We start from the raw sequence: 22,170 nt of genomic DNA on the forward strand, positions 1-22,170 counted from the left end.
TTCAAGCAACCTTCAATGAGCAGGTGCCGCAAGCGCCGGCGATGGATGCTCGACCAATCAGCGGTGCGCGCTTGGCGGCATCGACCATTGCGGCCACGCCTGCCGCCTCGGCCCCATAGCGCGCGACCACGCCGACGAACTCCTCGACGTCATGCGACCGCATGGTGAAGATCGGCCGCCCGTCCTTACCGAAAGCAGGCATGCCGTACTGATCCAGCTTGTGGGCACAGTGGAAAAGCTCGTGTTCGACCAGGGCGCAGAACGACGGATCATCCATGCCAGCGGCAGCGGGCGCGCTGAACGTCAGGAGGAAATCGGGCATTCCGTCGAACCACTCTTCGATCTGCTGGACTGCCCGGGCCCGTTGCCACTTGCCCATGGCCATCGGTGGCATCTGCTCTGCCTGGCCGATGACGGTGCGCCCTTTCTTGCTGTTGTCGCAGTTGGTCCAGAGAACGCCGAGCGCGGCCTCGCGCAAATGGATGTGCTCGGCGTTGTAGAGCGGGCTCGTCTCGGCGAGGAACGTGTCACGGATCCATGCTTGCAGGTCCGGGGCGGGCTCAAAGCGGTCCGGCATTTCAAGGTTCGACGGATCGACGAGCTCTTCGGGAGGATAGGGGCGGGTCACTGCGCTTTCTTCCCCTTGAGGTACTGCTTGCGCATCTCGGCCATGCGCTTCCGGCCGATCACCTTCGACCAGGCGAGCACAGTGGACTTGCCCCACATGTTCTCGACCCGGCGCCAGCCATGCTGGACGAACTTCTCGAGGAACTCGGGCGGGATCGGCTTGGGCGCACAGGTGGGCAGGAGCTTACTCTTCGCCATCTTGCACCTCATCCTCGTCGATGATCCCGAATTTTACCGTCTTCGCCAGCTCCATGAAGCTCTCGCGGGCATCGGGCGTGGCGCGGTTCCAAGCGCGCACGATCAGCGTGCACAGCGTTGTGTCGGTGTCCTCGTCGTCGAATAGGGCCCCAGTCTCGTAGCGGCGCTGGGTCACGGCTTCGCGCAGATCCTGCACCTGGAGGTGTTCGCTCGAGGCGCGCTTGAGCAGGGGGAGCGCCTCGTCCTTGGGGAGGCTGGCAACCGCGGCGTGATGCTCGACGGACAGTCGCGTGTCGCGCAGCGCCGGCGGGAAGTTGGTCGCGGCCTTCAGTGCGTCCTTGAGGCGCTTTGGGGCAAGTCCGAGGTTGTCGCTCAGGAAGTCGAACTTTGCCTGGCTGAGGTGGCCGGCTTCCTTGCCCTCGGCCATCCAGTCGGCAATGGCCCAGTCTACGTCCAGACGCTGGGCTACGAGGCTACGGCCCTTTTCGACCCAGTCGGTGAGGGCGCCGGTCGGCGCCGCGATGATGGTGACGGCGTTCATGCTTCCCCCTTGTTCGGGTTGTGAGTGGGGCAGGCCATTGGCCGCTTCGGCCGGCGCACAGTATGGATGCCCAACCCGTTGTTGCGGCGATAAGCATCCATCCAAGCTGGTGTTGTCGCACGAGCGACCTGATCGATCGAACGCATGCCGCGCCGCAGTTTCACGAACCGGCTACTCCAGAAGCCATGAATGCCGTCCGGAGCCAGAACGCCCTCAAGGTTCAGGCCATCGCCGACGCAGTTGCTCACCGGAATAACCCCGGAGACGACGTAGACCTTGCCCGCTTCCAAGCTCGGATGCGCACACCGCGTACCTTCGACGCAGTATGCGCGATCACCTACCCGCCACCCCTCTGCGGGTGAGATCGTGAACATACGGGTCATCCCTCATCCCCTCTGCAAAATCGCGCCCACCCTCGGGCGTGCTGACGGATGCGGTCCCACTCTGTGCCGAGCTTATGCTTCCACGTGTTCGGCGGGAGGACTGTTGTCACTTTGCCGTCCTCGATGACGATGCGCTGTCCGGTATCGCGCTTGACGTGAACCTTGGCGCCTTTCGCGAACTCCGCGGCGCACTGCACGGCCGGAGTATCCAGCGCGGCGATAGCCTCGGCTTCGGACTGGATACCCGGCAGCCGCTCCATCGCTCTGGTGATGGCGTGCGAGGTGATGCGGATCATAGACCTGCCTCCTGCAATGCGTGTTCGATCAGCCCGCGGTGGATGTCCTTGAACTCGCCGGCCTTGCGGCGTTCGTTGAGCTGGGCGCGGGTGATCCGGTTCGTGGCGATCAGGCCGAGCAGGCGGCCATTGTCCTCGCCTGGACGCGGCCGGGCGGTCATGCAGTGGCCTCTCGATTGTCGGGCGGTGCAGCGCGGCGCGGGCGAAGCACGTAGCTGCCGCAGTCGCAGCGCCACAGGTGCGACCGCGTTTCGCCGATCCGCTTCCATCGATCAGGCATGGCGTCGATATCGTCTTGCGAGACTTCGCCGGCGGCGAGCCGGGCCATTGCTTCCTCGAACCGGGCCTGGCGTTCATCGGAGATCCGGCGCAACACCACACCGCGCTTGCTTTCCAGCGGATTGCTCGGCGCGATCTGGCTCAGCATGTCCAGGCACTCCCGGATGGTCGGGAACCACTGGCAGCGGCGCAGGGCCTCGTCCCGCATGGCGCGGATGGCAGCGACCGGATAATTGCCGAGGGCCTGCCGATAGGCTTCGGCCAGAACGTCCTTGGAAACCTCGCCGCGGTGCTGGCTCGGCAGTGCGACCGCAAGGACGGCCATTGCCTCCATGAACTCGGCCTCAGAGCAGGGTACGGGCCGGGGCAAGGGCGCCGCCGCGATCTCCTCGAGCCGGGCCAGCATCCGGTCCGTCAGGCGTTCCGGCACTTTCGCGAGATCGAGCTGCTGCAGCGCGTCGGGCGAAGCCGGACGCGGGGCCGGAGAAGTCGGGCTCAGGGCGGCCTGATGGACGCGATCCGTAATTGTTCCGATTTGCTGCATTTCGGTCTTCCTTGGGGGGATAAAGTCCAGTCCAACTGTGTTCGGTGGCGTCATCGAGGATCGCACCAGGATCGTGGCCATCGGCGCGCCAGCGATCGAGCTTCGCGATCATCAGTTCCTTGGCGCGGTCGGTCATGGGTTTCCGGATGCGGTCACGCATCGCGACGTATCCGTCCCAGGCTTCCATCGGCATCCAATCCGGTATGGCGGGAGCGAGCGTCTTTGACTTCCTCGAAGGTGCGCGATCGGGTTTCGTGATGCGCGCGCCTTGAGGATGCGAAGCATCCGATAGGTTCAAGGATGGTTCTTGGGTGGTTTGGGTCAAATTCTCTGACCGGTGGGGTAAAGGATTTTGACCGGTGGGGTCTGTCTTCTTGACCGGTGAAGCAATTTGACCGGTCAAATTCTCTGACTGGTCATCGGCATGCGATTTGACGAACGGCAGAGCCCGAAGAGCGCGGACGTTGATTGCGTATTCGACGGTATATCCGTTGGCGCAGCGACGCTGCCCATGCTCCAGGAGAAGGCCGTCTTCGATCAACGCACGGATGGTTGAGATGACGGTCTGCTTGGAGGCGCCGATCTCATCTGCCATTCGCTGCTTCGAAGCCCAAATACCTGACCCGTCGTCGCTCGCCTTGTCAGCCATGAGCACCATGACGGCTTTGCGGGCGATGTTGCCCACCTGGCGCTTGTAGACCTCAGATGTGAGGTGGTTGCTCATGCTGGGATTTGCCCTTCTGATTTTGCATATCGGTCTTGGTGAAGAGCGCGCCTGATGGCCCCGCGCACACCAATGCATGGCCGGTGAACCAAGGCGCCGCACTGAGGGCATGAGACATCCAAGGCCGCACGACGTCGGCTGACATGGCCGGGGAGGTACTGCCTCACGTCAGCGCCCCCACGTCACGGAGGATCTGCAGGCCGGCGGCGGCACTTCGCACGGTGTGATGGGGTACTCCCATCGCCAGACACCAATCACGGAAGTCCTTCTGGCCCGGCGTCATCGAGCCGGTCTTCGACTTGAATTCGATCGCGAGGGAGCCCGCCTCCATCAGGAAGAGGTAATCTGAGGTTCCAGTGATCAGCCCCAAGGCGCGGGCAAGGGCTACTTGGGCGGGGACTATCACTTTGCCGCCGGGGCCCTTGCGGACCATGCCCGCGAGCTCATTCGCCGGATGAGTGAACACAGCGCGCAGGCGTCCTTCAAGGGCAGCCGCGCGCAACTCGGTCGCGAAAGCCAGGCACTCCGCATCCTCCGGGCCTACCCGGATCGAGCGCGACAGCCCCCGATACTGCATCAGGCGCACAAGGAAGGCGGGTGTCGTCGTGCTCACCGATCGGCCCCAACCAGTTCGGGAAGGCCCATGCGGATCGCTTTGCGTTCGAGCATGACAACCTTTGCCCGCGCGGCTTCGAGCTGCTTGGGCAGGTGGTAGCGCTGGTTGTAGTCGCGGATGCGGTTGGCAGCCTGGCGCTCGGCTCGTGTTTGGCAAGTCACAGCTTGCTCCAATCAATCGGGGGGAGGTCTTTGCCCTTGGCGCGCAGGTCAGAGCGCAGGCGATCTGTCATCGCCCTTTGCTTCGCCTGCTGTTCGGACATGCGATGCCTGCTCAGCGCAGCAGCGGCGGCGCTGACGTCGATCGCCGGGGCCTCTGGCTGCTTGCGGCTGAACAGGCGAAGCATCAGTCGAGGCCCAGGGCGTCGCGGTAGGTTTCGAGGACCATGTCCATCTCGCGGCGGTCGTCCGGCTTCATCTTCCGGAGACGCACGATCTGGCGCATGATCTTGACGTCATACCCGATAGCCTTGGCCTCGTTGTAGACGTCACGGACATCGTCGCTGATGCCTTTCTTCTCTTCCTCCAGGCGCTCGATACGTTCGATCAGCAGGCGGAGGCGGTCATCAGTCACTGCGGCCATTTCAGGTCCTTTCAAAGCATCAGGGGTTGTTCGTCGGGGCAGTTCGCGATCCAGTCAGCGCGGGCTTCGACGGCTTCGTGATGGGCGCGAACTGCATCGTTCCATTCGGCCTGGGCGGAATCGCGCTTCTCAACGGCGCGGCGCAGGCGGCGCTCGGCGAGCCGGACAAGCTCCTCATGAGCTTCGAGGCTGTCCGGAGTTGGCATCAGGCCGCCGGCTTCAGCTTGGCGAGCTGCGCCTCGATCGCAGCCCGAGCCTTCTCCAGGTCGGATCGGCAAAGGCGGACCTCTTCGGCGCTGATCGCGTCGTCGTCTTCGAGGGCTTCGGACAGCGCCAGGGCGGCCTTCAGGACGTCGGATTGGGCGCGACGATCGTGCAAGGTGGCGAGGCCGGGGCGGCTCGTGATGCACAGCTGATCCAGCGAGCCAGTGAACCGCCCATTCCATTCGCGCTTGGCCGCCGCGAAGGCGACGACGCCCATCTCTGCGAGGCCGGTGCGGTACTTCGCTGCCTGATCTTCGCTCTTGCCGAGGATCCGGCCGATGTCAGCATCGGTGAGGCCATCCTCGGCCTTGATCGTCGTCAGTTCGCGCGCGATCGCCTCAAGCACGGCTGAAGCGGAAAAGATGCTGCGCTGCGGTGTGGATTGCCGGTTCATTGCTGGGTTACCTCGGCGGTATGGAATGGAGCGAAAGTGGAAGGGCCGGGGCTGGCCAACAGGGGGAAGACCAGCCCCGACAGGCGCGCGGCCTCTGCAGGGCCGCGTGGAGAGTTCGTTTGGCCGGTGCCGCGTTTGCGGCGGTCACCGACCGGCGACCCGGAGGCTCCGGGGAAAGTCATGCTGCGTCTGGCGGATCGACATTGTCGTTCAGCGCCGGGCGGGCGGTGGTGAAATGATGAGCGATCTGAGCCTTGGCTGCGGTCAGCAGAACGGCGCGGAAGAGCAGAGCGTGAGGCATCTATCGAGCCTCCCGCGCGGGTACGATGCCAGCGTATTCGAGATCGCTATGGTGGCAGTGTTCCTGGTGGCAGACCGAGCAGAGCGGGCGCGAGTTGCGCGGCGTGCTCGTGAATCGATTGCTGAGCGTGTCGGGTTTATCGGACATGCTGGGGGCTGCGAATATGAAGCTATGCCGGGTCATGTGGCGCTCACCGGGGTGGACTCTCCCGACGAGACCGTGAAGTCTGCGCAGGAAAGGAATGCGGATGACGGAAAAATCGATACGCCCTGGATCTCCGGAGACATGGGGCCCGGACGACGATGGCAATGTGCGGGCTCACGTGGTGGATGGATGGCAGATGGCCGCAGTGATGCGGACATGCCTCGTTCGGATACGGGCGGAGCCGGAAGCGGACGATGCTCGTCCACTTGCGGTGAACTTTGCAATGTCAGCGGACCAAGCCGATGAAATTGGTCAAGGCTTACTCGAAATCGCCCGCCAGCTGCGAGCAGACGGTTCCGCTCTGCAGTAGCGGGGGCGCTGTCGTCGTGAGCGCTCATGCGGCGCGGCCTTGGGGGGCCATCGAGCGCTTCTCGCTGGCATCGCGTGGGCGACCGAAGACAAGATCATGTGCGGTGACTTTCCCACCGGTCGCCTTGACGATGGCTTTGATCGCGCTGTGCGAGGCGTTCTGTTCACCGAACAGGATGCGCCCTATCGAGACCGCACTCAGGCCAGTCTTCCGCGCAAGCTCGGCGGGCGTCATCGCTCCGCTTTTTAGGTAGGCATCTAGCGTCATGCATGAGACTTACACCCCATGTAAGTTCAGGGTCAAGCCTGAATTACGCCCGATGGCATTACCGAGTTACGCCGGATGCCAGATAATGGCGGGCATGGCCGACAAGCGCATTTATCTCAAGCAGTGGCGGAAGTTTGCGCACAAGACGCAGGCGCAAGTAGTCGCGGCTTTGGAAGGGATGGACGATCCGAACCTTCCCACTACCGAGGCGAGCTTGTCGCGCCTAGAGAATGGGAAGCAGCCCTACAGTGAGCGCGTTCTCTTGGCTCTGGCCGAGATTTATGGCTGCGAGCCGTGGGAGCTGATCGGGCGCGACCCAACGAAGGAGGGTCAGGTCATCGACATGGTTCGCCATCTCGATGAGATCGAGCAGGCTCGCGTGATCGCCTATATCGAGGGCATGAGAGCTGGTAACGGCACTGATGGCTGATGCCTCAGGCTTGGCTCTGGCCATTTCGGCGGGCGCGCTCTTGCTCGCAGGCCATGCACAATGGCGAATTTCCAGAAAAGAGAAGCTGGATCGCGGCAGATTAGAGATTATCGAATCTCGTGTCATGAACCTATTTCATGGCGGAAAACCAATGCTTCGAATTACGATCAAGAATGTTGGCCCGGCTTCGCTGTCCATAACCAGCGCCGGGATATCATCTTGGCTACACGACGGTCCCGAAGATGAACCCCAAGCAATCGAAGTCGCAAAAGCGTCTCATCATCTAGAGGCTGGGGAACAGAGATTGGTTCTTCATCCCGTCGAAGTGCCTCCCGAACTCCTAGCCGACGTGATAGAAAGGCGAACCGAGCTACGCGTTGCCATTTACCTCGCAGCTCATGACGCCATTGGCGCGCTCTCATTGACCAGGGCCTATCGCAATATTCCAGGTAACGTCGATATGGCTGATCGCCTAGAGCAGCTAGATCCCGCTCCCATTGTAGCCGCTCTAAGCGTCTAGCCCTGATTTCGACATTCACCGAAATAGCGATCGTCGCGACCGACATCGCGATGGCAGTCCAGTCCATGGGATCCATTCTCAAATCTCCTGTTTCCTACATCACTGCCGAGCGCCATGCTTAGCGTGGCGATTCGTGCGCATGACGCCGGATGCAATATACTTACGCGGGATGTAATTTTCTCGTTGACACTAAACTTACGCAGAGTGTAAGTCCATCTCCAGCAGCCGGTGAGCCGAAAGCGCAGGCCCGGCCAAGTTGGAGATCATCATGGCCCTTGCCATTCCCACAATCCGAACTGCCGAACAGCGCATTGACGCGATCGGCCTGCTGCTCTCGCAGTGCTCTCAGGATGAGCTGGCGGACATCGCCTTCAAGATCATCGAGGGGCGCTACAGCGATCTGAGCGACGCCTTCATCGACACGTTCAACGACGCCTATCACGCGCTCGACAAGGCCACGGCCCAGTGGGCGGACCGTCACGAGCCTGAGGGAGACCTCTACCGCGGCGAGCGCGTCACCTTTGGTATGCACCATCCTGACAGCCCCCAGTTCGGCCGGGCGGCATGATCCGCCTCAAGACCGGGCGCGGCTACGCCACCTTCGACAACTTCATCGACCTGTTCGACTTTGTGCTCGAACGCATGGTGAAGGCAGGGGAGCTGTGATGGCCAAGATCGCCACGCTTGCGAATGGCCAGCCCGCCCACACCGCCGGAAAGCCGCGCCAGCGTCAGAGCCACTACGACGCGCTCCGCCTGGCCGGCGAGCGATATCGCCAGCTCAAGGCGAGCGAGGAAGGCTTTTCCGATGAAATGGGCCTGCGCCGCGAGCCGGGCATCGCCAAGGGCATCGCCTGGATGGGCGTCACGCTCGTCGCGGTCGGCCTCTGGTCGCTGATCTTCTTCGCAATCCAAGCGAACTAAGCGGGCAGGGCGGTCGCCGCTGACTGCCTCCCCAAATTCTCCCGACGCAGCACCAACCGGCGCCCCCCATCCCCCCTGCCGGTACTGCGAAACCAGCTCGCGGCGTTGGTGCCGCCGCGGGCCAAGGAATTCAGCGATGAACGCACAAACCAAGATTGAGGCTGCGGCTGTCCCTGCGGTCTACGGGAAGATTGCTGCCGTCCAGGCGGACATCGCTCGCGAGGGCATTTCCAAGGAACGGCAGAACAGCTTCGACCGCTACAACTTCCGCGGGATCGACGACGTCTACAACGCTCTCTCGCCGATCCTCGCCAAGCATGGCTTGAATATCCTTCCCCGCATCATCGAGCGGGACTGCCAGGAACGGCAGAGCAAGAAGGGTGACGCGATGTTCTACGTCACCGTGACGGCCGAATTCGACCTGATCGCGGCCGAGGATGGTTCGAAGCACACGATCCGGACCTATGGCGAGGCGATGGATCGCGCCGACAAGGCGACGAACAAGGCGATGTCGGCGGCCTACAAGTACGCGGCGTTCATGGCCTTCGCGATCCCGACCGATGGCGACAACGACGCCGATTCCGACACACCCCAGGTCGAGCCTCGCCAGTCCAGGTCGACGGGCATGCCCGACGACGCCTTCGCCAAGCTGGGGAACCTGCTGAGAGCTACAAACACGACGCCCGCGGTTATCTGCGATCACTACAAGGTCAAGGACCTGCGCCGCCTCAACGGCAAGCAGCATGCCGAGATCGTCGAGCGCCTCGAGCAGCGCCTGGCCGCGATGGCCAAGGAAGATACCAACCGCGCTGGCCAGAGCGATGGCAGCGACTTCAACGACATCGATCCGGCTGACCTGCCGTTCTGAGGAGCAACCCATGTTGACCCATTACAAATCCAGCAAGGGGCCGGTCGAAATCGCGACGATGCCTCTCCGCTATGCCAAGAACGCGCGAGACAAGCTCGTGCGAGGCGAGCCCGAGCGGGCCGAAGAGATCGACGTGCTCACGGCGCACATCGAGAAGCTCGAAGCTGCGGCTGAGGCTTCCGAGGGCACTACGACGCAGTCCGTCGCCCAGATAGGCGACAATGGCGGCCCGGCGATCGAGGAGATTGATGCCGGACCGGGCGCATGGAATGCGGTCCAGGCCGATCTCGACGACCTTCTCGAGGAGGCTGCTAACTGGGCCGATGGCGCCGAGATCACGAACGACGCGCAGGCAGATGAAGTCGGCAAGTTGCGCGGCATGCTCCAGCAGTCGACGGCGTACGCGGACCAGCTGCGCCAGACTGAGAAGAAGCCCTTCGACGAGAAGGTTGCCGAGATCCAGGATCGCTACAACGCCTACATCGCGCCGATGAAGAACCGGAACCCGGGCAAAGCAAGCAAGGCCATCTTCGCGCTCAACAACGTCCTGACCGTTTGGCTCAACAAGAAGGAAGCCGAACGCCGCGTCCGTGAGCGCGAGGTAGCTGCAGCTGCGGCCAAGGCGGCGCAGGAAGCGCTTGCTGCTCGTGAAGAGGCAAAGACCTCGACGGATTTGGGCGAGATCGACCGGGCTGACACCATGCTGTCGGATGCGGAAGCACTGATCCGTGAAGCGAAGGGCTTTTCGAAGGAGAAGGTGCGCGCCGGCGGTGGTGAAGGCCTTCGCGCAGTTGGTCTGCGCTCCACCTGGCACGCCGAGATCACGGATCGAAAGGCAGCCCTGCTGCACTACCTCGCCCAGCAGCCGGAAGCATTCCACGCGCTGCTTCAGGAGCTCGCCGACAAGGATGCCCGGAACGAGGCCACCCGCCGCACAATCCCCGGCGTGGCGTTCATCGAAACGAAGAAGGCGGCTTGAGTATGGCGAGCGTCAACAAGGTCATTCTCGTCGGCAACCTTGGTGCGGATCCGGAATTGCGGAGCTTCCAGAACGGTGGCCAGATCGCGAACATGCGCATCGCCACGAGCGAAAGCTGGAAGGACCGCCAGACCGGCGAGCGCAAGGAACGTACCGAGTGGCACAGCGTGGTAGTCGGCTCAGAAGGCCTCGTTGGGGTTGTCGAACGGTTCTTGCGCAAAGGCTCAAAGGTCTACGTCGAGGGGCAGCTCCGCACCCGCAAGTGGCAGGATCGCGATGGGAACGATCGCTATTCGACCGAGGTCGTCGTGAGCGGCATCGGCGGCAAGATCGTGATGCTCGACAGCCTGCAGGGCAATGGAGGCGGCGATCAACGTGGCGAGCGAAAGCGCGGCTATGATGATCGTGACAGCGGGCAGCGTCAATCCGGCAAGGGCAACGACGATTGGGGCAGTTCCGGCAGTAGCTGGGGCGATGACCTCGACGACGACATTCCGTTTTAGGGGCGGCTGAACGATGAAAGGCCAGACGCTCATCCTGTCGAACCCGAACGTGCGGCGCCGCGCTCATCAGCTGATCGAGTGTGCGCCGGACCGGGCCGTCCTCAACATTCGCGAGGCAGGGCGCACGAACGATCAGAACGCCAAGATGTGGGCCATGCTGTCCGACATCGCCCGTGCGAAGCCGCAAGGGCGCGTTCTCACAACGGAGAACTGGAAGGCGCTGTTCATGAACGCGGCGGGCTTCTCCTGCACGTTCGAGCCTGCCCTAGACGGAAGAGGCGTCGTTCCCCTCGGCTTCAAGTCCAGTCGGCTCAACAAGGCCGAATTCAGCGACTTGATCGAAGCAATTTACGCCTTCGGCGCCGAGCATGGTGTCGAGTGGACGGACCCAGTTGAAAGGAAAGCCGCATGAGTTGGTCCCCGCAGCAAGATGCCGCCATTCGTGCGGTGCGAGGCTGGATCACTGATCCGAAGGGCGCTCAAGTCTTTCGCTTGTTTGGCTACGCCGGTACCGGAAAGACGACCCTCGCCAAGGAAATCGCCGAAAAGGTGAAGGGTAAGGTCCTCTATGCCACCTTCACCGGCAAGGCCGCTCTGGTCCTTCGGAAGAAGGGCTGTGACGGGGCGTCTACGATCCACTCGCTCATCTACCGCACCGAAATTGATCCGGAGACCGGCATTGCCGAGTTCAAGCTGAACGACGAAAGCGACCTGGCCGAAGCTGCACTGCTTATCGTGGACGAGGTATCCATGGTCGGCGAGGATCTCGCACGCGACTTGCTTGGCTTCGGCACGCGCATCCTCGTTCTCGGCGACCCCGCGCAGCTCCCGCCGGTGAAGGGGGAGGGCTACTTCATCAATGGCGAGCCGGACGTGATGCTCACCGAGGTACATCGCCAGGCGCAGGACAATCCGATCATCCGCATGTCCATGGACATCCGTCAGGGCAAGGAGCTGCAGGTAGGAACGCACGGCAACAGCCTGGTCACGCCTAGCCGATCGCTTGGCCGGGACCGTCTTGGGGAACTCGTTCTTGGCGCCGACCAGCTGCTGTGCGGTTTGAACCGCACGCGGGTTTCCTACAACCAACGTATCCGGGCGATGAAGGGGCTGCAGGGATCGAGCCAGCCTTGGCACCCGACTAAAGGTGACCGGCTCATCTGCCTGCGCAACGACAAGGACAAGCACCTGTTCAACGGTGGCTTGTGGGATGCGCAGCGGATCGAGGATCTAGGCGACAAGCTTGCGATCAACGTCAATTCGCTCGACGAGGAGCGCGATCCGCTGCGTGTCGAGGTCTTCCCGCACTTCTTCAACGGCACCGAGCAGACGATCCCGTGGCAGGAAAAGCGCGGCACGCAGGAGTTCACTTTCGGGTGGGCGATTACCTGCCACAAGAGCCAAGGCAGCCAGTGGGACAACGTGATCATCTTCGATGAGAGCGGCGCGTTCCGCGATGCAAAGCGCAATTGGCTCTACACAGCCGTCACGCGCGCGGCGGAACAGGTGACGGTGATCGTATGAGCCGCCGTCTCCTTCCGAACATCAGCGTTGCAGGCTGGGGTGGCCCTGGCGAGAACATCGACCAGGTCTACGCCGGGCATTCGCTCGTGGTGGAGTGGGGCCCGTTCATCCTCGAAATCTGCATGGGGAGGGCGAAGTGAGCCCCCAAATCGAAAGCCTTATCGCGCGCGGCGCGCTGTTCGTGATCAACGACAGCGCTGGGAAGGATAGCCAGGCGCAGAAGATCAAGGTCATGTCGATGGTTCCGCATCGACAGATCCTGATTGTTCACGCGCTTCTGCCTGAAGTTGAATGGGATGGGACAGTTGAGCACATCGAAGCGAACAGTGGGAATATCCGCATTGTCTATGCCCGCGCTCGAAAGACGCTCTTCGAGATGGTCGAGCATCGCGGCATGTTCCCCAGCCCAGCAAATCGGCAGTGTACGTCAGACCTCAAGCGGGGGCCGATAGAGCGCGAAATTCGTCGGTACCTGAAGGCGCATCCTGAGTTCGGTGGCCTTGTCGTCAACTGCTTGGGAATGCGCGCTGAGGAAAGCACTGGGCGAGCCAGGCTGACGCCATTCAAGCTCAACGCGGCAAACAGCATCGCAGGCCGCGAGTGGTACGATTGGCTGCCGATCCATGACTGGGCGACCAGCGACGTCTTCGCCTGCATCGCGCAAGCAGGCCAGAAGCCCCATTGGGCATACGCGGCTGGAATGACCCGCCTGTCGTGCTGCTTTTGCATCATGGCAAGCCAGGCGGATCTCACGACCGCCGCCAAGCTCAACCCGCCACTGTACCGCAGGTACGTCGAAACAGAGCAACGCTTGGGCTTCACGCTCAGCATGTCGCGCAAGGCGCTTCCGGAAATCACGGGGATTGCAGCATGAAGAACAAGCTCACCGACTTGAACGATCACCTGTTCATGCAGCTCGAGCGCCTGGGCGACGAGGGCATGGACGCAGACAAGATCGAGCAGGAGGCCAAGCGCGCCGATGCGATGGTCCAGGTCGCCGATCAGATCATTCGCAACGCTGACCTGCAGCTGAAGGCCGCGAACCTCATCGCCAATCACGGCGACCGCTTCCGGCCCATGCTTCCCATGATCGAAGGCAAGTCGGAATGAAGGGCCGGGCTATCCCCTACAGCGCTGCCGAGATGGTATGGCTGGAGGCGAACAAGACGCTGCTGATCGGCGACTACCACGCCGCGTTCCAGGAGCGCTTCGGACGCGCCGACGTGACGGCTGCAAACCTTCATGCCCTGCGCAAGCGCAAGGGCTGGCGCACCGGCCGCACGGGATGCTTCGTGAAGGGGCAGGAGCCCATGAACAAGGGGAAGACGTGCGCCCCGGGGCAGGGCGGTCGACATCCGAATGCGCGTCGGACCCAGTTCAAGAAGGGGCAGATGAGCGGCACTGCCCAGCACAACTACAAGCCAATCGGGTACGAGCGGATCACCGAGGACGGCTATGTCGAGCGCAAGATCAGCGACAGCGGTACGGCGCGGCAGCGGTGGCGGGCTGTGCACCTGCTGAACTGGGAGGCCATCCATGGCGCGCTCCCGGAAGGGCATGCCCTCAAGTGCCTGGATGGCAACAAGCAGAACACCGATGCAGGAAACTGGGAACTCGTGCACCGCGGCGTGCTCGCGCGCCTCAATGGCGGTCGCTTCCGCAAGACGATTCCCTATGACGCCGCCCCAGCCGAGCTCAAGCCGACTGTGATGGCCGTTGCGAAGCTGAAGCATGCTGCCAGCGAACGGAGGAAGGCATGACCGTCTATGTCGACGACGCCCACTCACTCCGTGATATGCATGATCTCCAGCGACATCTTGCTGATGGTGCTGTCGAGCATCTGCAGGCGCCGCGCAAAATGCGCAGCCCGGCCAAAATCGCCGTTGGCCCGTGCAGTTTCGAAACTTCGGCGCGCGCTGGCCTCGATGTTGACCAGCCTCTGGAGCGCCACTGCGTCATCCATGGTCATCATGCGACTCACCTCTCTGTGCTCTGGATAACACAGGTAAGGGCGAGGGCGCGAATCTCTGAGCTGGTGCGGCAGGGAAGACGGGCCGCATGACCCGCAAGCAAGCCGCTCAGTTCCAGCAGCGCGCCAATGCGCTGCGCAATCATCTCCTTGGCGCGGTTGAACCGTCCGACGCCGAAAGCCTCTCGCGCTCCTATGGCCTGCCGCTGGCAGAGGTTGAGCGCATTATCAGGAGTACGGGAAATGCTCGATAGCGCGATCTCGCCTAACCAGGTCAGTGCGCAGACCGGCGTGACCTTCGCGGTCGCCCAGGCAGCCGTCTACATGCGCATCTCGGCAAGCGACGGCTGGACCATGGCCGACTTCACGCAGCGGACCGGCATGACCAGCCGCGCGGCGAGGGGCCTTGCCTTCAAGTTCGGCATTGCGTTTCCTGACTACCCCCCCCTGGGCGAACCAGTGCGGCTGGAATGGCGCAAGGCGAAGCCAGGCTGGGAGCTGTTCAACGGCGCGGAGCTGATTGGCTCCTGCACGCGAGAGCCGGATCGGCAATATCACGTCCGTGTGAATGGCCTGGACCACGCGGAGCTAGAGCTGGGTTCCGATCCTCGCGTGGTCATGCGCAAGGCAGCTGCCGCTATCGATGCGCTTTCGCCCAAGATCTTCCAGGGCGCTCCGGTAACCGCCTGCATCATCGAGGCGGATGGCTCGGTGGAGACGCTGTTCCCGCCGCTCGACGAAGAGCTGAGCGCGTGCAGGAAGGTGTTTGATGCATGACCGAAGATCCATTCGATTGCTTCGAAGATGGCGGCTACATGATCGTCGATGAGCCAGCCGCTTGGGCGGCCATCCCCGACGACCTCAAGCCCAAGGTAGAGATCGCGGCGAAAGCTATGTGCCGTACGACCTCGGCGCTCGGCGAGGAAGGCCCGGACCACTGCGCGGGCTGCGACACGCCGGCACGCGGCTCGTGCTGCGCCTTCGGCCTTTGGGGCAAGGTGGCGCTCGATGTGGTGAAGGCGCTTGAGGAGGGGAGGGCAGAATGAGCTATGACCTGTTCACACGCGACCTCGCCAACAAAGCCGCAGATGACGCGGCCGAGGCGATCTATCGCACGATGGCTCTTCACCCTTCGCTTTCCGGGAAGACCATGATCGCGATCATGGCGGCAGGGAATGCGATGGCGATCCCTGCAGGCATGGTGGCAGCTCAGAGCAGTGGCAGCCCGGAGGAGGTCGTCCAGGCGCTGTGGCAGCGTCTGCGGCCGGTCATTCTGCGGGCGACTACTGACGCGATGAAGGGGGCGCAGGCATGACCGACTTCTACATCATCGATGTACGTCAAGAATGGCGCAACAAGCCTTACATCACCGTATGGCGCCCTGATGATGGTGGCTACGCCTACCCACTCGAATGGGCTGGGAAGTACAGCAAGGAACGGATCGATGGGAACCCGAACTATTATCACAAGCATCGCTGGCCTTCGCAGCGGGCGCTAGAGCGCTTTCCAGTTGCTTGCGCGATTGTCGACCGGATGGGCGTCGCCCCGAACCCGCGCGAGATCGACGGCGACGCTGGCCCGGTCATTCCAAACACGGGGGTGAACCGCGCCGCGCTGCGGCGCGCTCGCTATAGGCCCGCCGCGTCGGAGAACTCCCATGTGTGATTGCGAAGTACCTCAGGCGTTCAGCGAGCGCTGGCGTAGCGCCCGCAAGCCTCACCGCTGCTGCGAGTGTGCAGCTTGGATTAAGCCCGGAGACCGCTACCAATACGTCAGCGGGATCTGGGACAACCAGCCGGACAGCTACCACACCTGCGTGGAGTGCGTGCAGGTCCGCGACTGGATCGTCTCGCAACTGACGGGATGGGACTGCGGGCCGTGCTTCACCCAGCTTTACGACGACATGCCCCGCGCAGAGTGGCCGCCTCACTTGGTTGAGGCTCAGGCGGCGCTCAGGGCGGAACTTGCGAGGGAGGCTGCATGACAGCGCCGAGCTTCAACATTTCATCGCCTCCGCCGCTGACCGTGAAGCAGGTCGCCTCGCGCTGGGGATGCAGCACCAGCCTCGTTCGGAAAGTCATCGACAGCGGTTCGCTGCGTTGCTTTCGCCTTGGGTCTCTGATGCGAATCAACGTGTCGGAAGTGGAGCGTTACGAATGCGAAATGACACAGGCGGCGCAGAAGCCGCAGAAGACTACTCAGTCCAGCGCTTCCGAGGCGGATTTGCCCTCGTCTGGCACGAAGACAACGGACATGGCGGGCGCAAGCGTCGTCGCCGCCAGCTCGAAGCGTCAGATCGGCAGGGCGCCGAGGCGGAAGCGCGCCGGCTCTGGCAAGACGGGGACAGTTCACCTTGGACCGTGGGCCGGATCATGACCGGCTACCTCGCCTCCATTCAGGACAAGCCCTCGTACTCGCGCCGAATCGACGCATGGAAGGCGATGAAGCTGTATTGGGATGGCATCGACCCGAAGCTGATCGACGAGCCGATGGCCCGCACCTATTACAACCGGCGTCGCGTAGGCCCCGCGACCGTGCGCTACGAGCTTATGCAGCTTTCGACGGCGCTTGGCTGGGCGACCACCAACGGGCCAAAGCTGGACCGTCGCATTCCGGTCTGGCTGCCCAAGCCGCCTGAGACCAAGCGACGCCACCTCGACCATCGCGAGTTCGATCGCTTCTTTGAGGCCGTCGTGGCGCCGCATGCCCGCATCTACATGATGCTCGGTCTCTACACGATGGCCCGGCCGACCGCGATCCTGCAACTTACCTGGGACCGGGTCGACTTCATGCGCCGTCAGATCGACTTCACGCCGCCCGGCCATGTGCGCACGTCGAAGCGCCGGACCATCGTGCCGATCGCGACCGACCTCCTGCCGGTGCTGCAAGAAGCCTTCATGGCGCGCACGTGCGAATCGGTGATCGAGCGGGGCGGCCAGCCGATCGCCTGCATCAAGAAGGCGTTCCAGGCGGCAAGCGAAAGGAGCGGTGTCCATGCGACGCCGTACACGCTGCGTCATACCGGGGCGGTTTGGGCTGCTGAGGCAGGGGTGCCGATGCCGCAACTCGCCCAGTTCATGGGCCATGACGACGATCGCACGACGCAAAAGCACTACGCGAGGTTCAGCCCGGGCTACCTGCTTGGCGTTGCCGACGCGATCCGCAAGCGGGCGTAGGTTCAGAACGAGCCTTCGGCCCCTGTCCAGATTGACCCCTGTTGAAGCCAAAAAGGACGGTTTTCTGCGATGTTATTGAAAGTGAAATGGTCGGGGAGAGAGGATTCGAACCTCCGGCCCCTGCCTCCCGAAGACAGTGCTCTACCAGGCTGAGCTACTCCCCGACCGATGTCTGGAGCGCCGAAGCGCCCCGGGCAGGTGGGCGCCTATATAGGGGGTGTTCGGGGCTGGCAAGGGGAAAATTCAATTTTCGTTCCGCTTTTTACGCGGCCTGGCGCATTCCGCCCAGATTTCCGCCATGTCCTTCTGCGGAAACCTGAAAATGCTGAACCAGTCGCGCCATGGCTTCGGCTTCGCTGGAGAGGTGGCGGGCCGCGGCCGTACCTTCCTCGACCATGGCGGCATTCTGCTGTGTGGCGGAATCGAGGCGGCCGACACGCTCGTTGATGCGGCCGATTTCGCCCGCCTGGTCCTGCGAGACCGACGCGATACGTTCAATGGCCTCGTTGATCTCGGCGATCCCGGAGACGATCGTCATCAGCGATTCGCCCGACTGGCCAACGAGCTTGACCCCGCGCGCGACCTGTTCGCCCGAGGTGTCGATCAGCGCCTTGATGTCGTTGGCCGCATCGGCCGAGCGCTGGGCAAGCGCGCGAACTTCCGTGGCGACGACCGCAAAGCCCTTGCCCGCCTCGCCCGCGCGGGCGGCCTCGACACCCGCGTTGAGCGCGAGGAGGTTGGTCTGGAAGGCGATGCCGTCGATGAGCGCGATGATCTTGCCGATCTCGTCGGCTGAACGCTCGATCTCGCTCATGGCGAAGACCGCATTTTCAACCACTTCGCTGCCCCTCAGCGCGTCGTCGCGAGCCTTGCTGACATTTGCCTGGAGATTGTGCGCAGAGGTGGCGTTTTCCGAGACGGTGGTGTTGAGCTGGCGCAGCGTGTTGGCGATGTCTTCCAGCGTCGAGGCCTGCTGTTCGGTGCGCAGGGCCAGATCGTCGGTTGCCGAACGAATCTCGAGCGAGCCGGTCTCGATCTGTCCGGCCGAGCGGGTGACGTCGCGCACGATGCGGTCGAGATCGCTTGCCGCCCCATTGAAGTCGTTGCGCAGGGCCTCGTAACTTTTGGGAAAGGCGTTGGCGATCCGGCGCGACAGGTCGCCGCCGGCAAAGGCGCGCAGGCCCTCACCGATCTCGTCAATCACCTGTTGCTGCTCGCGGGCGGCGCGGGCGCGTTCCTCTTCGGCGATTTCCTCGGCGCGGATGCGCGCGCTTTCGGCCGAGGCCTGCTCGACGACCAAGCGTTCAAAGTCGCGGGCGATGATCACGAGAACCGCCGTTTCCGCGACGACGATGACGGCGTGAAGCAGGACGCGCGCGAAATCCGGGCCGTCCGGGAAGACGAGCGAGGGGGCCAGGAAGTTGGCAAGCAGGTGGTGGGCCGCTGCAACGCCCGCTCCGAGCAGGACGGGGCGCCAGTCGGCAATCAGCATGAGCGTTGCGAGCGAGGCGAAGATCGTCATGTGCAGGTCGATCATCCAGTGGCTGCCGGTCCACTGCCACAGCAGGATCGCGGGATAGATCGGCGAGGTGAAGCCCAGGATCATGCGCATCTGCTGCCCTTCGGGGTGTTGCAGGGCGAGCATGGTGGGAACGATGGAAACCACAATGGCAAGCACCGGGGGAAGGAAGCCGGTCTCCGCAAAAAAGGAGCACCCGATCGTGATCAGGACGTAGACCCAGCCCAAGGCGACCAGGGACAGCGCGCCCTTGCGGCGCAGTTCGTTGAGTTCGTTCATGGTTCTAGAGCCAGTTTGGTTTGGGCAGGGCTGCCGCAGAGAAATTCCGGGACGGCGAAGAGCAGCGCGCCGCTTTGCAGAGCCTCACCCGTGAGGTTGTCTGCAGGCACCCGGACGAAGAAGGAACCGCGATAGGGTCCGGGCGCCACGAGCGCGGCGCCGTGCGTGCGCGACCAGGCAACGGTGCGCGCCGGGCTCGTGGCGGTCAGGGGCAGGTAGAGCGCTGTCCCGCGCGAGGCCGGGGACAGCGCGATGAGCAGGACGCCCAGTGCAAGAAGAGCCTGCACGGCCATGGGGCTGGGCAGGACTTTGTGCAGGGAAACGGGCAGGCGGACGTGCATGTGCGTTTCATGCACCCAGGCGCTTTTCGGTCGCGCAAAGGCTTGCTTACGCAAAAATGCGGATGTTCAAGCCGGATGATCGTTGCGCAAGCGTAGCGCAAAGCTGGCATCTTGCTATTAGAGCCAAAGCCATGACCGAGTCTCTCTCCTCCACCAAGCCGCCCGCTCCCGCCTCCCTTCAAGGGGAGGCCCGTTCGCGCCACTGGGAATGGCAGTATCTCGATCTCATGCGCCACATCTGGGAGCATGGGGATGAACGGGTAGACCGCACAGGCGTGGGCACGCGTTCGGTTTTCGGGGCGACCATCCGCTTCGATCTGGCAGGGGGGGCAATGCCGCTCCTCACCACCAAGCGGGTCTATTGGAAGACGGCCACGCGTGAACTGCTCTGGTTCCTGACCGGCGACACCAATATTCGCAAGCTGTGTGCGCAGAACGTGCAGATCTGGACCGACTGGCCGCTTGAGCGCTACCGCCGCGAGACCGGTGATGCCATAACCCGCGAAGCGTTCTCGCAGCGCATCGTCGAGGATGCGACGTTCGCGTGGCTGTGGGGAGATCTCGGCCCGGTCTATGGCAAGCAGTGGGTTGACTGGCCCACCTACGAGCCGGTGGGTGAGGGCCTGTTCCGAAAAGGGGCGGGCATCAACCAGGTCGCGCAGGTCGTCGAAAGCCTGAAAAGCAATCCAGGCAGTCGTCGGCACATCATCGAGGGGTGGAACGTCGCCGAACTCGATTCGATGGCGCTGCCCCCGTGCCACAAGACCTACCAGTTCCATGTTGCGGACGGGAAGCTCTCGTGCCTGCTCTACCAGCGCAGCTGCGATCTGGGCCTGGGTTTTGCCTTCAACATGTGGTCGCTCGCCGCGCTGACGCGAATGATGGCCCAGCAATGCAACCTCGAGCCGGGTCACGCCGTTTGGACAGGAGGTGATGTCCATCTCTACCTCAACCACGGGGCGCTGGTGGAAGAGCAGCTTGCGCGTGAACCTGCCGGGGATGCGACGCTGACCTTCGCACGCCGCCCGGCCTCGATCTTCGACTATACGATCGAGGATTTCGAGGTGACCGGCTACGCGCCCCAGGCCCATATTGCCGCGCCCGTCGCGGTCTAGATCGGGTTTCCGGAGCGATTGATTGACATTGCCACGGTTTGAAATATTCTGACCTAACCGTGGAATTTTGATGCACTGCAAAAGATAACCGCAGGCGCCTGTTCTCACGGTCCGTAAACGACGGGAGAGAACGTGATGGTCGACCAGACGGGACGAATCGGCATGCCGCGGGGCAACCTGCCGCCGCTTGAGCTGCATGTGCCCGAGCCGCGCTTTCGGCCGGGCGATCCGGTCGACTATTCCTGGCTCGATATTCCTGGTGCCGGGGAGCTTCCCCGCTTTGACGAGGCCTGCGAGGCGCGCGAGACGATGCCCGCGACGCTGGGCATGGTGCGCGTGCTCGATGACAAGCACCGCGCGGTCGGCCCCTGGGATCCGCGCCTCGATCCCGAAACGCTGCGCCGCATCCTGCGCACCATGGCGCTGACCCGCGCCTTCGATGACCGGATGTACCGGGGCCAGCGGCAGGGCAAGACCAGCTTCTACATGAAGTGCACCGGCGAGGAGGCGGTCTCGGTCGCCCATGCCTATGCGCTGGCGGGCGATGACATGGTCTTCCCCAGCTACCGCCAGCAGGGCATTCTGATCGCGCGCGATTATCCCCTCGTCGAGATGGTGAACCAGATCTACTCGAACCGGGCCGACCGGCTGAAGGGGCGTCAGCTCCCCATCATGTATTCGGCGCGCGATTACGGCTTCTTCACCATCTCGGGCAACCTGGCGACGCAATTCCCGCAGGCTGTCGGCTGGGCCATGGCAAGCGCGATCAAGGGTGACACGCGTATCGCAACCAGCTTCGTGGGCGAAGGTTCGAGCGCGGAAGGGGACTTTCACGCCGCGATGACCTTCGCGGCGGTCTACAACGCGCCGGTGATCCTGAACGTCGTCAACAACCAGTGGGCGATTTCGAGCTTTTCCGGGTTCGCCGGGGCGGAGCGTTCGACCTTCGCGGCGCGCGCGGTAGGCTATGGCATTGCAGGGCTTCGGGTGGACGGCAACGACGCGCTCGCTGTCTACGCGGCGACGCAGTGGGCGGCCAACCGCGCGCGGGCCAACAAGGGGCCGACGCTCATCGAGCACTTCACCTACCGCGCCGAAGGCCATTCCACTTCGGACGATCCCAGCGCCTATCGCTCTGCGCACGAGCGCGAGGAATGGCCGCTGGGCGATCCGGTCATGCGTCTTGCGCGCCATCTTATTGCCCTTGGCGAATGGGATGACGAGCGCCACGCAGCCATGGACCGGGAGGTGGCCGAAGAGGTGAAGGCGGCGGCCAAGGCGGCCGAGAAGAATGGCGTACTTGGCCACGGCTTCCACCATCCGTTCCACACGATGTTCGAGGATGTCTTCGAGGACCTGCCGTGGAACCTGCGCGAGCAGGCTGAGCAGGCGATCCGCGAGCGCGAGGCCAAGTGGCCCGATGCCCGAGGGGCGGGCACGGGCGAGGAAGGAGAGGGCGCATGATCGAGGAAACCGCCGTCAGCCTGCAGGAGG

Annotated in this window: 42 protein-coding genes and 1 tRNA gene; 22 read left to right on the forward strand and 21 right to left on the reverse strand. The window is 63.2% G+C overall.

The annotated features are described in order from the left end of the window. Position 1 precedes the first annotated feature (1 nt). The 17 genes from MBENS4_RS16635 to MBENS4_RS16690 form a co-directional block, all read right to left on the reverse strand. The gene (locus MBENS4_RS16635) at positions 2 to 628 is read right to left on the reverse strand and encodes a putative metallopeptidase (RefSeq protein WP_039392899.1); all 627 of its coding nucleotides are present in this window, start codon (positions 626 to 628) and stop codon (positions 2 to 4) included. Continuing rightward, entirely contained in the window at positions 625 to 825 is a 201-nt protein-coding gene (locus MBENS4_RS16640; protein WP_039392900.1) for a hypothetical protein, read from the reverse strand. The genes MBENS4_RS16635 and MBENS4_RS16640 overlap by 4 nt, the downstream gene beginning before the upstream one ends. After that, complete coding sequence (locus MBENS4_RS16645; protein ID WP_039392901.1) at positions 812 to 1,366, reverse strand: hypothetical protein; 555 nt, start codon at positions 1,364 to 1,366, stop codon at positions 812 to 814. The genes MBENS4_RS16640 and MBENS4_RS16645 overlap by 14 nt, the downstream gene beginning before the upstream one ends. Further along, complete coding sequence (locus MBENS4_RS25490; protein ID WP_144400979.1) at positions 1,363 to 1,749, reverse strand: hypothetical protein; 387 nt, start codon at positions 1,747 to 1,749, stop codon at positions 1,363 to 1,365. Before MBENS4_RS25490 ends, MBENS4_RS16645 begins: the two co-directional genes overlap by 4 nt. Beyond that, entirely contained in the window at positions 1,746 to 2,045 is a 300-nt protein-coding gene (locus MBENS4_RS16650; protein WP_039392902.1) for a hypothetical protein, read from the reverse strand. Before MBENS4_RS16650 ends, MBENS4_RS25490 begins: the two co-directional genes overlap by 4 nt. Continuing rightward, positions 2,042 to 2,206 carry a hypothetical protein gene (locus tag MBENS4_RS25910; RefSeq protein WP_159108090.1) on the reverse strand — a complete coding sequence of 55 codons (165 nt, stop codon included), beginning with the start codon at positions 2,204 to 2,206 and terminating at the stop codon, positions 2,042 to 2,044. The genes MBENS4_RS16650 and MBENS4_RS25910 overlap by 4 nt, the downstream gene beginning before the upstream one ends. Further along, positions 2,203 to 2,658, reverse strand: a complete 456-nt coding sequence (locus tag MBENS4_RS16655; RefSeq protein WP_144400980.1) for a hypothetical protein — start codon at positions 2,656 to 2,658, stop codon at positions 2,203 to 2,205. Before MBENS4_RS16655 ends, MBENS4_RS25910 begins: the two co-directional genes overlap by 4 nt. A gap of 10 nt (positions 2,659 to 2,668) precedes the next feature. Continuing rightward, entirely contained in the window at positions 2,669 to 3,592 is a 924-nt protein-coding gene (locus MBENS4_RS25495) for a helix-turn-helix domain-containing protein (RefSeq protein WP_159108091.1), read from the reverse strand. Beyond that, positions 3,589 to 3,759: a zinc finger domain-containing protein gene (locus MBENS4_RS27630; protein ID WP_445321520.1), complete on the reverse strand. Its 171-nt coding sequence runs from the start codon at positions 3,757 to 3,759 to the stop codon at positions 3,589 to 3,591. The genes MBENS4_RS25495 and MBENS4_RS27630 overlap by 4 nt, the downstream gene beginning before the upstream one ends. After that, positions 3,756 to 4,205, reverse strand: a complete 450-nt coding sequence (locus MBENS4_RS16660) for a hypothetical protein (RefSeq protein WP_052322472.1) — start codon at positions 4,203 to 4,205, stop codon at positions 3,756 to 3,758. Before MBENS4_RS16660 ends, MBENS4_RS27630 begins: the two co-directional genes overlap by 4 nt. After that, positions 4,202 to 4,369 (reverse strand): hypothetical protein, encoded by a 168-nt coding sequence (locus MBENS4_RS25915; protein WP_159108092.1) that lies wholly within the window; start codon positions 4,367 to 4,369, stop codon positions 4,202 to 4,204. Before MBENS4_RS25915 ends, MBENS4_RS16660 begins: the two co-directional genes overlap by 4 nt. Beyond that, on the reverse strand, positions 4,366 to 4,554 hold the full coding sequence (locus MBENS4_RS16665) for a hypothetical protein (RefSeq protein WP_039392906.1): 189 nt from the start codon (positions 4,552 to 4,554) through the stop codon (positions 4,366 to 4,368). The genes MBENS4_RS25915 and MBENS4_RS16665 overlap by 4 nt, the downstream gene beginning before the upstream one ends. Further along, the gene (locus tag MBENS4_RS16670; protein WP_039392907.1) at positions 4,554 to 4,790 is read right to left on the reverse strand and encodes a DUF2312 domain-containing protein; all 237 of its coding nucleotides are present in this window, start codon (positions 4,788 to 4,790) and stop codon (positions 4,554 to 4,556) included. The genes MBENS4_RS16665 and MBENS4_RS16670 overlap by 1 nt, the downstream gene beginning before the upstream one ends. 11 nt (positions 4,791 to 4,801) lie before the next feature. After that, positions 4,802 to 4,996 carry a hypothetical protein gene (locus tag MBENS4_RS16675; protein WP_039392909.1) on the reverse strand — a complete coding sequence of 65 codons (195 nt, stop codon included), beginning with the start codon at positions 4,994 to 4,996 and terminating at the stop codon, positions 4,802 to 4,804. Further along, positions 4,996 to 5,448, reverse strand: a complete 453-nt coding sequence (locus MBENS4_RS16680) for a hypothetical protein (protein WP_039392911.1) — start codon at positions 5,446 to 5,448, stop codon at positions 4,996 to 4,998. The genes MBENS4_RS16675 and MBENS4_RS16680 overlap by 1 nt, the downstream gene beginning before the upstream one ends. A 178-nt stretch (positions 5,449 to 5,626) precedes the next feature. Further along, entirely contained in the window at positions 5,627 to 5,749 is a 123-nt protein-coding gene (locus tag MBENS4_RS27235; protein WP_255352670.1) for a hypothetical protein, read from the reverse strand. A gap of 538 nt (positions 5,750 to 6,287) precedes the next feature. Then, the gene (locus tag MBENS4_RS16690; protein WP_144400982.1) at positions 6,288 to 6,530 is read right to left on the reverse strand and encodes a helix-turn-helix domain-containing protein; all 243 of its coding nucleotides are present in this window, start codon (positions 6,528 to 6,530) and stop codon (positions 6,288 to 6,290) included. A 94-nt stretch (positions 6,531 to 6,624) separates the two neighbouring features. Here MBENS4_RS16690 and MBENS4_RS16695 point away from each other — a divergent pair, with 94 nt between their 5' ends. The 13 genes from MBENS4_RS16695 to MBENS4_RS16745 all read left to right on the forward strand — a co-directional run bounded on the left by MBENS4_RS16695 (position 6,625) and on the right by MBENS4_RS16745 (position 14,037). Continuing rightward, positions 6,625 to 6,960, forward strand: coding sequence for a helix-turn-helix domain-containing protein (locus tag MBENS4_RS16695; protein ID WP_159108093.1), 336 nt, complete (start codon positions 6,625 to 6,627; stop codon positions 6,958 to 6,960). Next, positions 6,953 to 7,480 (forward strand): hypothetical protein, encoded by a 528-nt coding sequence (locus MBENS4_RS25500; protein WP_144400983.1) that lies wholly within the window; start codon positions 6,953 to 6,955, stop codon positions 7,478 to 7,480. The genes MBENS4_RS16695 and MBENS4_RS25500 overlap by 8 nt, the downstream gene beginning before the upstream one ends. A 268-nt stretch (positions 7,481 to 7,748) precedes the next feature. Beyond that, positions 7,749 to 8,048: a hypothetical protein gene (locus tag MBENS4_RS16700; protein WP_144400984.1), complete on the forward strand. Its 300-nt coding sequence runs from the start codon at positions 7,749 to 7,751 to the stop codon at positions 8,046 to 8,048. A 97-nt stretch (positions 8,049 to 8,145) separates the two neighbouring features. After that, complete coding sequence (locus MBENS4_RS16705; protein ID WP_039392917.1) at positions 8,146 to 8,403, forward strand: hypothetical protein; 258 nt, start codon at positions 8,146 to 8,148, stop codon at positions 8,401 to 8,403. A 136-nt stretch (positions 8,404 to 8,539) separates the two neighbouring features. Further along, positions 8,540 to 9,271: an ERF family protein gene (locus MBENS4_RS24280; RefSeq protein ID WP_052322473.1), complete on the forward strand. Its 732-nt coding sequence runs from the start codon at positions 8,540 to 8,542 to the stop codon at positions 9,269 to 9,271. Positions 9,272 to 9,281: 10 nt separating this feature from the next. Then, the gene (locus tag MBENS4_RS16715; RefSeq protein WP_039392920.1) at positions 9,282 to 10,250 is read left to right on the forward strand and encodes a hypothetical protein; all 969 of its coding nucleotides are present in this window, start codon (positions 9,282 to 9,284) and stop codon (positions 10,248 to 10,250) included. A gap of 2 nt (positions 10,251 to 10,252) precedes the next feature. Continuing rightward, positions 10,253 to 10,753, forward strand: a complete 501-nt coding sequence (gene ssb / locus MBENS4_RS16720; RefSeq protein WP_039392921.1) for a single-stranded DNA-binding protein — start codon at positions 10,253 to 10,255, stop codon at positions 10,751 to 10,753. A 13-nt stretch (positions 10,754 to 10,766) separates the two neighbouring features. Beyond that, complete coding sequence (locus MBENS4_RS16725; protein WP_039392922.1) at positions 10,767 to 11,165, forward strand: recombination protein NinB; 399 nt, start codon at positions 10,767 to 10,769, stop codon at positions 11,163 to 11,165. Next, the gene (locus MBENS4_RS16730; RefSeq protein WP_039392925.1) at positions 11,162 to 12,277 is read left to right on the forward strand and encodes an ATP-dependent DNA helicase; all 1,116 of its coding nucleotides are present in this window, start codon (positions 11,162 to 11,164) and stop codon (positions 12,275 to 12,277) included. The genes MBENS4_RS16725 and MBENS4_RS16730 overlap by 4 nt, the downstream gene beginning before the upstream one ends. Further along, complete coding sequence (locus tag MBENS4_RS25920; RefSeq protein WP_159108094.1) at positions 12,274 to 12,417, forward strand: hypothetical protein; 144 nt, start codon at positions 12,274 to 12,276, stop codon at positions 12,415 to 12,417. Before MBENS4_RS16730 ends, MBENS4_RS25920 begins: the two co-directional genes overlap by 4 nt. After that, on the forward strand, positions 12,414 to 13,151 hold the full coding sequence (locus MBENS4_RS16735) for a phosphoadenosine phosphosulfate reductase domain-containing protein (RefSeq protein WP_039392926.1): 738 nt from the start codon (positions 12,414 to 12,416) through the stop codon (positions 13,149 to 13,151). The genes MBENS4_RS25920 and MBENS4_RS16735 overlap by 4 nt, the downstream gene beginning before the upstream one ends. Beyond that, positions 13,148 to 13,387 (forward strand): hypothetical protein, encoded by a 240-nt coding sequence (locus tag MBENS4_RS16740; RefSeq protein WP_039392928.1) that lies wholly within the window; start codon positions 13,148 to 13,150, stop codon positions 13,385 to 13,387. Before MBENS4_RS16735 ends, MBENS4_RS16740 begins: the two co-directional genes overlap by 4 nt. Next, positions 13,384 to 14,037, forward strand: a complete 654-nt coding sequence (locus MBENS4_RS16745; RefSeq protein ID WP_039392929.1) for an HNH endonuclease — start codon at positions 13,384 to 13,386, stop codon at positions 14,035 to 14,037. The genes MBENS4_RS16740 and MBENS4_RS16745 overlap by 4 nt, the downstream gene beginning before the upstream one ends. Before the next feature lie 23 nt (positions 14,038 to 14,060). Here MBENS4_RS16745 and MBENS4_RS16750 read toward each other — a convergent pair whose 3' ends face one another. Next, positions 14,061 to 14,249, reverse strand: coding sequence for a hypothetical protein (locus tag MBENS4_RS16750; protein ID WP_039392931.1), 189 nt, complete (start codon positions 14,247 to 14,249; stop codon positions 14,061 to 14,063). A gap of 86 nt (positions 14,250 to 14,335) precedes the next feature. On the opposite strand from MBENS4_RS16750, the gene MBENS4_RS25925 reads away from it, so the two are divergent. From MBENS4_RS25925 to MBENS4_RS16785, 7 genes are all read left to right on the forward strand, one after another. Beyond that, a complete protein-coding gene (locus tag MBENS4_RS25925) occupies positions 14,336 to 14,500 on the forward strand; it encodes a hypothetical protein (RefSeq protein ID WP_159108095.1) in 165 nt (54 codons plus the stop codon). Further along, positions 14,490 to 15,023: a hypothetical protein gene (locus MBENS4_RS16755; protein ID WP_039392932.1), complete on the forward strand. Its 534-nt coding sequence runs from the start codon at positions 14,490 to 14,492 to the stop codon at positions 15,021 to 15,023. Before MBENS4_RS25925 ends, MBENS4_RS16755 begins: the two co-directional genes overlap by 11 nt. Then, positions 15,020 to 15,292 (forward strand): hypothetical protein, encoded by a 273-nt coding sequence (locus MBENS4_RS16760; protein WP_039392934.1) that lies wholly within the window; start codon positions 15,020 to 15,022, stop codon positions 15,290 to 15,292. The genes MBENS4_RS16755 and MBENS4_RS16760 overlap by 4 nt, the downstream gene beginning before the upstream one ends. Then, positions 15,289 to 15,561, forward strand: coding sequence for a hypothetical protein (locus MBENS4_RS16765; RefSeq protein WP_039392935.1), 273 nt, complete (start codon positions 15,289 to 15,291; stop codon positions 15,559 to 15,561). Before MBENS4_RS16760 ends, MBENS4_RS16765 begins: the two co-directional genes overlap by 4 nt. Next, positions 15,558 to 15,911, forward strand: coding sequence for a hypothetical protein (locus MBENS4_RS16770; protein ID WP_039392937.1), 354 nt, complete (start codon positions 15,558 to 15,560; stop codon positions 15,909 to 15,911). Before MBENS4_RS16765 ends, MBENS4_RS16770 begins: the two co-directional genes overlap by 4 nt. 315 nt (positions 15,912 to 16,226) lie before the next feature. Next, a complete protein-coding gene (locus MBENS4_RS25930) occupies positions 16,227 to 16,622 on the forward strand; it encodes an excisionase family DNA-binding protein (protein WP_039392940.1) in 396 nt (131 codons plus the stop codon). Continuing rightward, positions 16,619 to 17,422, forward strand: a complete 804-nt coding sequence (locus MBENS4_RS16785; protein ID WP_052322476.1) for a tyrosine-type recombinase/integrase — start codon at positions 16,619 to 16,621, stop codon at positions 17,420 to 17,422. Before MBENS4_RS25930 ends, MBENS4_RS16785 begins: the two co-directional genes overlap by 4 nt. Before the next feature lie 87 nt (positions 17,423 to 17,509). Here MBENS4_RS16785 and MBENS4_RS16790 read toward each other — a convergent pair. From MBENS4_RS16790 to MBENS4_RS16800, 3 genes are all read right to left on the reverse strand, one after another. After that, positions 17,510 to 17,586, reverse strand: a tRNA-Pro gene (locus MBENS4_RS16790). Positions 17,587 to 17,684: 98 nt separating this feature from the next. Then, positions 17,685 to 19,220, reverse strand: coding sequence for a methyl-accepting chemotaxis protein (locus MBENS4_RS16795; protein ID WP_052322477.1), 1,536 nt, complete (start codon positions 19,218 to 19,220; stop codon positions 17,685 to 17,687). After that, positions 19,217 to 19,561, reverse strand: a complete 345-nt coding sequence (locus MBENS4_RS16800) for a hypothetical protein (protein WP_039392941.1) — start codon at positions 19,559 to 19,561, stop codon at positions 19,217 to 19,219. The genes MBENS4_RS16795 and MBENS4_RS16800 overlap by 4 nt, the downstream gene beginning before the upstream one ends. A gap of 131 nt (positions 19,562 to 19,692) precedes the next feature. On the opposite strand from MBENS4_RS16800, the gene thyA reads away from it, so the two are divergent. Next, entirely contained in the window at positions 19,693 to 20,676 is a 984-nt protein-coding gene (gene thyA / locus MBENS4_RS16805) for a thymidylate synthase (RefSeq protein ID WP_039392944.1), read from the forward strand. Positions 20,677 to 20,811: 135 nt separating this feature from the next. Further along, positions 20,812 to 22,140 (forward strand): thiamine pyrophosphate-dependent enzyme, encoded by a 1,329-nt coding sequence (locus MBENS4_RS16810; protein ID WP_039392946.1) that lies wholly within the window; start codon positions 20,812 to 20,814, stop codon positions 22,138 to 22,140. Positions 22,141 to 22,170 lie beyond the last annotated feature (30 nt).

Source organism: Novosphingobium sp. MBES04 (assembly GCF_000813185.1).
GTDB classification, from domain to species: Bacteria; Pseudomonadota; Alphaproteobacteria; order Sphingomonadales; family Sphingomonadaceae; genus Novosphingobium; species Novosphingobium decolorationis.

What these genes read in the sequence shown, in the direction of transcription:
- MBENS4_RS16640 (WP_039392900.1), bottom strand. Translation starts at nt 825, where the DNA reads ATGGCGAAGAGTAAGCTCCTGCCCACCTGTGCGCCCAAGCCGATCCCG.
- MBENS4_RS16645 (WP_039392901.1), bottom strand. Translation starts at nt 1,366, where the DNA reads ATGAACGCCGTCACCATCATCGCGGCGCCGACCGGCGCCCTCACCGAC.
- MBENS4_RS25490 (WP_144400979.1), bottom strand. Translation starts at nt 1,749, where the DNA reads ATGACCCGTATGTTCACGATCTCACCCGCAGAGGGGTGGCGGGTAGGT.
- MBENS4_RS16650 (WP_039392902.1), bottom strand. Translation starts at nt 2,045, where the DNA reads ATGATCCGCATCACCTCGCACGCCATCACCAGAGCGATGGAGCGGCTG.
- MBENS4_RS25910 (WP_159108090.1), bottom strand. Translation starts at nt 2,206, where the DNA reads ATGACCGCCCGGCCGCGTCCAGGCGAGGACAATGGCCGCCTGCTCGGC.
- MBENS4_RS16655 (WP_144400980.1), bottom strand. Translation starts at nt 2,658, where the DNA reads ATGGAGGCAATGGCCGTCCTTGCGGTCGCACTGCCGAGCCAGCACCGC.
- MBENS4_RS25495 (WP_159108091.1), bottom strand. Translation starts at nt 3,592, where the DNA reads ATGAGCAACCACCTCACATCTGAGGTCTACAAGCGCCAGGTGGGCAAC.
- MBENS4_RS16665 (WP_039392906.1), bottom strand. Translation starts at nt 4,554, where the DNA reads ATGCTTCGCCTGTTCAGCCGCAAGCAGCCAGAGGCCCCGGCGATCGAC.
- MBENS4_RS16670 (WP_039392907.1), bottom strand. Translation starts at nt 4,790, where the DNA reads ATGGCCGCAGTGACTGATGACCGCCTCCGCCTGCTGATCGAACGTATC.
- MBENS4_RS16675 (WP_039392909.1), bottom strand. Translation starts at nt 4,996, where the DNA reads ATGCCAACTCCGGACAGCCTCGAAGCTCATGAGGAGCTTGTCCGGCTC.
- MBENS4_RS16680 (WP_039392911.1), bottom strand. Translation starts at nt 5,448, where the DNA reads ATGAACCGGCAATCCACACCGCAGCGCAGCATCTTTTCCGCTTCAGCC.
- MBENS4_RS27235 (WP_255352670.1), bottom strand. Translation starts at nt 5,749, where the DNA reads ATGCCTCACGCTCTGCTCTTCCGCGCCGTTCTGCTGACCGCAGCCAAG.
- MBENS4_RS16690 (WP_144400982.1), bottom strand. Translation starts at nt 6,530, where the DNA reads ATGACGCTAGATGCCTACCTAAAAAGCGGAGCGATGACGCCCGCCGAG.
- MBENS4_RS16695 (WP_159108093.1), top strand. Translation starts at nt 6,625, where the DNA reads ATGGCCGACAAGCGCATTTATCTCAAGCAGTGGCGGAAGTTTGCGCAC.
- MBENS4_RS25500 (WP_144400983.1), top strand. Translation starts at nt 6,953, where the DNA reads ATGGCTGATGCCTCAGGCTTGGCTCTGGCCATTTCGGCGGGCGCGCTC.
- MBENS4_RS16700 (WP_144400984.1), top strand. Translation starts at nt 7,749, where the DNA reads ATGGCCCTTGCCATTCCCACAATCCGAACTGCCGAACAGCGCATTGAC.
- MBENS4_RS16705 (WP_039392917.1), top strand. Translation starts at nt 8,146, where the DNA reads ATGGCCAAGATCGCCACGCTTGCGAATGGCCAGCCCGCCCACACCGCC.
- MBENS4_RS24280 (WP_052322473.1), top strand. Translation starts at nt 8,540, where the DNA reads ATGAACGCACAAACCAAGATTGAGGCTGCGGCTGTCCCTGCGGTCTAC.
- MBENS4_RS16715 (WP_039392920.1), top strand. Translation starts at nt 9,282, where the DNA reads ATGTTGACCCATTACAAATCCAGCAAGGGGCCGGTCGAAATCGCGACG.
- ssb (WP_039392921.1), top strand. Translation starts at nt 10,253, where the DNA reads ATGGCGAGCGTCAACAAGGTCATTCTCGTCGGCAACCTTGGTGCGGAT.
- MBENS4_RS16725 (WP_039392922.1), top strand. Translation starts at nt 10,767, where the DNA reads ATGAAAGGCCAGACGCTCATCCTGTCGAACCCGAACGTGCGGCGCCGC.
- MBENS4_RS16730 (WP_039392925.1), top strand. Translation starts at nt 11,162, where the DNA reads ATGAGTTGGTCCCCGCAGCAAGATGCCGCCATTCGTGCGGTGCGAGGC.
- MBENS4_RS25920 (WP_159108094.1), top strand. Translation starts at nt 12,274, where the DNA reads ATGAGCCGCCGTCTCCTTCCGAACATCAGCGTTGCAGGCTGGGGTGGC.
- MBENS4_RS16740 (WP_039392928.1), top strand. Translation starts at nt 13,148, where the DNA reads ATGAAGAACAAGCTCACCGACTTGAACGATCACCTGTTCATGCAGCTC.
- MBENS4_RS16745 (WP_039392929.1), top strand. Translation starts at nt 13,384, where the DNA reads ATGAAGGGCCGGGCTATCCCCTACAGCGCTGCCGAGATGGTATGGCTG.
- MBENS4_RS16750 (WP_039392931.1), bottom strand. Translation starts at nt 14,249, where the DNA reads ATGATGACCATGGATGACGCAGTGGCGCTCCAGAGGCTGGTCAACATC.
- MBENS4_RS25925 (WP_159108095.1), top strand. Translation starts at nt 14,336, where the DNA reads ATGACCCGCAAGCAAGCCGCTCAGTTCCAGCAGCGCGCCAATGCGCTG.
- MBENS4_RS16755 (WP_039392932.1), top strand. Translation starts at nt 14,490, where the DNA reads ATGCTCGATAGCGCGATCTCGCCTAACCAGGTCAGTGCGCAGACCGGC.
- MBENS4_RS16760 (WP_039392934.1), top strand. Translation starts at nt 15,020, where the DNA reads ATGACCGAAGATCCATTCGATTGCTTCGAAGATGGCGGCTACATGATC.
- MBENS4_RS16765 (WP_039392935.1), top strand. Translation starts at nt 15,289, where the DNA reads ATGAGCTATGACCTGTTCACACGCGACCTCGCCAACAAAGCCGCAGAT.
- MBENS4_RS16770 (WP_039392937.1), top strand. Translation starts at nt 15,558, where the DNA reads ATGACCGACTTCTACATCATCGATGTACGTCAAGAATGGCGCAACAAG.
- MBENS4_RS25930 (WP_039392940.1), top strand. Translation starts at nt 16,227, where the DNA reads ATGACAGCGCCGAGCTTCAACATTTCATCGCCTCCGCCGCTGACCGTG.
- MBENS4_RS16785 (WP_052322476.1), top strand. Translation starts at nt 16,619, where the DNA reads ATGACCGGCTACCTCGCCTCCATTCAGGACAAGCCCTCGTACTCGCGC.
- MBENS4_RS16795 (WP_052322477.1), bottom strand. Translation starts at nt 19,220, where the DNA reads ATGAACGAACTCAACGAACTGCGCCGCAAGGGCGCGCTGTCCCTGGTC.
- MBENS4_RS16800 (WP_039392941.1), bottom strand. Translation starts at nt 19,561, where the DNA reads ATGCACGTCCGCCTGCCCGTTTCCCTGCACAAAGTCCTGCCCAGCCCC.
- thyA (WP_039392944.1), top strand. Translation starts at nt 19,693, where the DNA reads ATGACCGAGTCTCTCTCCTCCACCAAGCCGCCCGCTCCCGCCTCCCTT.
- MBENS4_RS16810 (WP_039392946.1), top strand. Translation starts at nt 20,812, where the DNA reads ATGGTCGACCAGACGGGACGAATCGGCATGCCGCGGGGCAACCTGCCG.